The organism is Marseilla massiliensis, from assembly GCF_016899955.1.
Taxonomy (GTDB): Bacteria; Bacteroidota; Bacteroidia; order Bacteroidales; family Bacteroidaceae; genus Prevotella; species Prevotella intestinigallinarum.
Window position 1 is genome coordinate 1 of the sequence record NZ_JACJJL010000052.1, and the last position, 5,152, is coordinate 5,152.

The window sequence follows — 5,152 nt, forward strand, 5'->3', positions numbered from 1 at the left end:
CAGGAGTACAGACAATAGCTTTGCATATTCTTGGGAGTTATGTTTTAGGAGTTAAGGAGTTAAGACAATAGTTTTGGAAACATGGGTGTCCTAGGGGCATGGGGAACGCGTTGCAGGACGACAGTCTATGCCATTGTCCTCTAACTCCTTGTAGCTCCTTCTACCTCCCTCTAACTCCCCATAACTTCATATAACTACATAAATCCAGCAAGAAAAACTATTGTCTTAACTCCTTTACTTCCTAACTCCTTAACTCCTGAAAAGCCCCTGTTTGTCTTATATATTGTTCTTTTTCTCTGTTAAAAGCATTTAATCAATGTTTAAAGGAGGGCAGGCGTCAAGTCCGTTTGCACTTTTTTACTTACTTTTGTGTCTGACAATAGTGTCAGACATGGAAACAAGCTATTTAAAGATGATACGAGTTGGCATCGACATAGGTTCGACTACGGCCAAGATTGTTGTACTTGGCGACGGCGGCCAACGCCTTTATTCCGATTACAAGCGCCACAACGCCAAGGCCCGCGAGGTGCTGCTTGGCTTCATTGACGAGCTTCAGGGCCGTTTTGGCGACGTGCCGGCCTCGGTGTGCATCACCGGTTCGGTGGGCATGGGCGTGTCAGAGCGCTGCTCGCTGCCGTTTGTCCAAGAGGTGGTGGCGGCCACCCGGGCCGTCGGGCAGGGCCATGCCGGCGTGCGTTCGATGATCGACATCGGCGGCGAGGACGCCAAGATAGTGTTCCTCGACGGCGGGCGGGCGTCAGACCTCCGCATGAACAGCAACTGCGCCGGCGGCACCGGGGCATTCATCGACCAGATGGCAATACTGCTCGGCGTAGACACGGCCGACCTTAGCGCGCTGGCCGACAAGGCGTCAAACGTTTACACCATAGCCTCGCGCTGTGGTGTGTTCAGCAAGACCGACATACAGAACCTCATATCAAAGAATGTGCCCAAGGCCGACATAGCCGCCTCGGTGTTCCATGCCGTGGCCGTGCAGGTGGTGGTCACCCTGGCCCACGGTTGCGACATCAAGCCCCCGGTGCTCTTCTGCGGCGGTCCGCTGACGTTTCTGCCGGCCCTGCGCAAGGCGTTTGTAGATTATCTCAACCTGTCGGAATCCGACGTGATGATACCCGACGGCGGCCACCTCATGCCGGCCTATGGCGCGGCCCTGTCGGCCGGTGCCCTGTCGTTCACGAGCCTGTCGGAGCTGTCGGCCCTCGTAGGCGGCCGCCTTGTCTCGTCGGGACGGCCCTCGGGTAGCCTGGAGCCCATCTTCAGCGGCGATGCCGACCACGACGGGTGGTCGCGGCGCATGAGTGCCCACGGCATGGCCCGGGCACCGCTGGCGGCAGGCAGGGAAGAGGTGGTGGTGGGCATCGACTCGGGGTCGACCACCACAAAGATAGTGGTGCTCAACGACCGCGGCGAGCTGGTGTTCGACTACTACCACAACAACGACGGCGACCCCATAGCCACGGCGCGCAGGGGGCTGGAACTCTTTGCCGACAGGTGCCGCGAGGCAGGCACCGAGGCCGTGGTGGCCGGCAGTTGCTCTACGGGCTACGGCGAAGACCTGCTCAAGGCGGCATTCAGGCTCGACCACGGCATCATCGAGACCATGGCCCACTACATGGCTGCGCGCCACATTGCCGCCGACGTGAGCTTCATACTCGACATCGGCGGGCAGGACATGAAAGCCATATTCGTGAGCGGGGGCGTGATAAACAGGATGGAAATCAACGAGGCCTGCTCGTCGGGCTGCGGCTCGTTCATCGAGACCTTCGCCAAGTCGCTGGGATATACCGTGGCCGACTTTGCGTCGGCGGCCTGCAGTTCCGCCGCCCCCTACGACCTTGGCACGCGCTGCACCGTGTTCATGAACTCAAAGGTGAAGCAGGCTTTGCGCGAGGGGGCCACCGTGGCCGACATCGCAGCGGGGCTGGCCTACTCGGTGGTGAAAAACTGCCTCTACAAGGTGCTCAGGCTAAAGGGCCCCGAGGAGCTGGGCCGCCACATCGTGGTGCAGGGCGGAACCATGCGCAACGACGCCGTGGTGCGCGCGTTCGAGAAGCTCACCGGCCGCCACGTCTACCGCAGCGACCGCCCCGAACTGATGGGCGCCATAGGCTGCGCCCTCTATGCCCGGGCCAACCGTGGGCGCAGTGTGGCCTTGGGCGATATGCTTGCCAGCTCGGCCTGCACCACCGGTCGCCACCGTTGCCACGGCTGCGAAAACGGGTGCATGGTGGTGTCGTATGCCTTCGGCAACGGCAACCGATATTACTCGGGCAACCGTTGCGAGCGCATATTCACCAACAAGGGCGCAAAGGTGGCACCTGGCGTCAACGCCTACGCCCACAAACTGGAGGCGCTGTTCGGCCGCAGCGCCGGCGTGGCTTCGACTGCGCCCACCATCGGCATACCGCGGTGCCTCAACATGTATGAGGAATACCCCTTCTGGCACACTTTGTTCTCGCGGTGCGACCTGCGGGTGGTGCTGTCCGACCCATCGTCGTTTGGCGGCTATGAGTCGTGCGCGCGCATGGTCATGTCCGACAACATCTGCTTTCCGGCCAAGCTGGCCCACAGCCACATAGAGAACCTGGTGAAGAAAGGTGTCGACCGCATATTCATGCCGTTCGTGGTCTACGAGAAGCTCGAGGGCGGGCAGAACAGTTTCAACTGCCCCGTGGTGTCGGGCTACTCAGAGGTGGTGAAGAGCGTACAGGCCGGGAGCGTGCCAATAGACACGCCGGCCATAACGTTCAAAGACCGCAAGCTGCTCGGCAGGCAGTGTGCGGCCTACCTCGCGTCGCTCGGCATAGGGCGCGGCGTGGCCCGCAAGGCCTTTGCCGAGGCTGTGGCAGAGTTCGACCGCTACGGCCGCGAGCTTATGGACTACAACAGCAGCGTGCTCTCTGACAATGGTGGCAAGCGCCTGGTGGTGCTGCTTGCCGGCCGTCCGTACCATTCAGACCCGCTCATACAGCACAAGCTGTCGGACATGATAGCCTCGATGGGCGTCGACGTGATAACTGAAGACATAGTGAGGTGTACCGACACAACGGTGAAAGATGTCAACTTCGTGTCGCAGTGGGCATACACCAACCGCATACTCAAGGCTGCCGAGTGGGCCGGGCGGCAGGGGGCCAACGTTCAGTTCATGCAGATGACTTCGTTTGGTTGCGGCCCCGACGCATTCGTAACCGACGAGATTCGCAGCCTGCTGAGGCAGCACGGCAAGGCGCTCACCCTGCTCAAGATTGACGATGTGAGCAACCTCGGCTCCATCAGGCTGCGCGTGCGGTCGGTGATCGACAGCATGAGATACTCGCTGAGCGGCGGAAAGACCGAGGCCGGGGCAGCGTTTGCCGGCACGCCGGTGTTTGGCACGGCCGACCGCCGGCGCAAGATTATAGCACCGTTCTTCACACCGTTCATCTCGCCACTCATACCGCCCCTGATGCGGCGGGCAGGCTACGACGTGGAAAACCTGCCGGTGAGCGACGCACAGTCGGCCGAGTACGGGCTGAAATACGCCAACAACGAGATTTGCTACCCGGCCACGCTCATCGTGGGCGACATCGTAAAGGCGTTCAGGTCGGGAAGCTACGACCCGCGCGACACGGCCGTGATAATGACGCAGACCGGCGGGCAGTGCCGTGCCTCAAACTACATCTCGCTGATAAAGCGGGCCCTGACCGAGGCCGGGTATCCCGGGGTGCCAGTCATATCGCTCGCCTCGGGCTCGGGCATCAGCAACGACCAGCCAGGCTTCAGTGTCAACTGGGCGCGAATACTGCGCATTGTGCTGGCCTCGCTGCTATACAGCGACTGCCTGGCCAAGTTTTATTACGCCTCGGTGGTAAGGGAACGCGAGAAGGGACAGGCTGCACGCCTGCGCGACCTGTACATGGAAAGGGCCGTCGGGGCCATCGAGGCCAACGACACCGGCGCGCTGTGGACGGCGCTGGGCGAGGCGGCCGAGGCCTTCGACGGCATTGTGACCGACCGCCAGGCACCGCGGGTGGGCGTGGTCGGCGAGATATTCCTAAAGTTCAACCCCTTCGCCCAGAAAGACATGACCAACTGGCTGACGGAGCAGGGCATCGAGGTGGTGCCGCCCATGCTCACCGACTTCTTCATGCAGGCGTTTGTCAACGGCAAGGTCAACGCCGAGAGCTCGCTGGAGCGGAGCCGCGTGCCGCGTGCCGTCATGCGGTGGGCTTACAAGTGGGTGCGCCGCCGCATAGACAGGGCCAACGCCGCGGGTAGCCGTTTCCGCTATTTCACGCCTTTCGCCGACATCTTCGACGAGGCGGCCGAGGCCGGGAGCGTTGTCTCGCTCTGCGCACAGTTTGGCGAGGGGTGGCTGCTGCCGGGCGAGATTCTGTCGATGGCCAGGCAGGGCGTCACCCACGTGGTGAGCCTGCAACCGTTTGGGTGCATAGCCAACCACATCGTGTCGAAGGGCATCGAGAAGCGCATAAAGAGGCTCTACCCCTGGCTCAGCATACTGTCGCTCGACTTCGACAGCGGCGTTAGCGATGTCAATGTGAGAAACCGCTTGCTGCTTTTCGTCGACAACCTTAAAGAGTGTGTTTAGCTTATGGCAACAGACAAGAACCACACCGGGGGGCTTGAGGCAAGGATTGTCGACGCTGCCCGACAACTGTTCATCGAGCGGGGCTTCGTTGGCACGAGCATGAGCGACATTGCCTCGCGCGCCGGCATCAACAGGCCCACGCTGCATTATTATTTCCGCACCAAGGAGCGCATGTTCGACGCCGTGTTCGGCGGCATAGTGGGCACGCTGGTGCCGCGGGTGAAAAACATTGTGCTGCAGCCCGACCGCCCCATAGGAGAGCGGGTGGCGAGCGTGGTCGACGCGTATTACGATGTGTTCGGGGCCAACCCTGGCCTGCCCATGTTCATTGTCCGTGAGATGCACCGCGACTTCGACGGTGTGGTGCGAACGATAATGGAGATGAGGCTGGGGCAGTATATCGAGTCGGTAAGGCAGGGACTGCAGGGCGAGATGGACAGCGGCCGGCTCAGGCAGGTGCCCATGCGCTACCTGTTCCTGACGTTCTACTCGATGCTCACCATGCCGTTTGTGGCCGGCAACCTGTGCCGTACGGTGCTGCTT

General features: G+C 61.1%; 2 protein-coding genes. Both read left to right on the plus strand.

Annotated features, from left to right (window positions below; genetic code table 11):
* Nucleotides 1-412: 412 nt before the first annotated feature.
* On the plus strand, nt 413-4,609 hold the full coding sequence (locus tag H6B30_RS15495; RefSeq protein ID WP_205112175.1) for an acyl-CoA dehydratase activase-related protein: 4,197 nt from the start codon (nt 413-415) through the stop codon (nt 4,607-4,609).
* Nucleotides 4,610-4,612: 3 nt separating this feature from the next.
* Nucleotides 4,613-5,152 (plus strand): TetR/AcrR family transcriptional regulator (locus H6B30_RS15500; RefSeq protein WP_205112176.1); only part of this gene is annotated, 540 nt, incomplete at its 3' end.

Excerpts from the sequence above, each read along its gene's own strand:
- H6B30_RS15495 (WP_205112175.1), top strand. The coding sequence starts at position 413 with ATGATACGAGTTGGCATCGACATAGGTTCGACTACGGCCAAGATTGTT.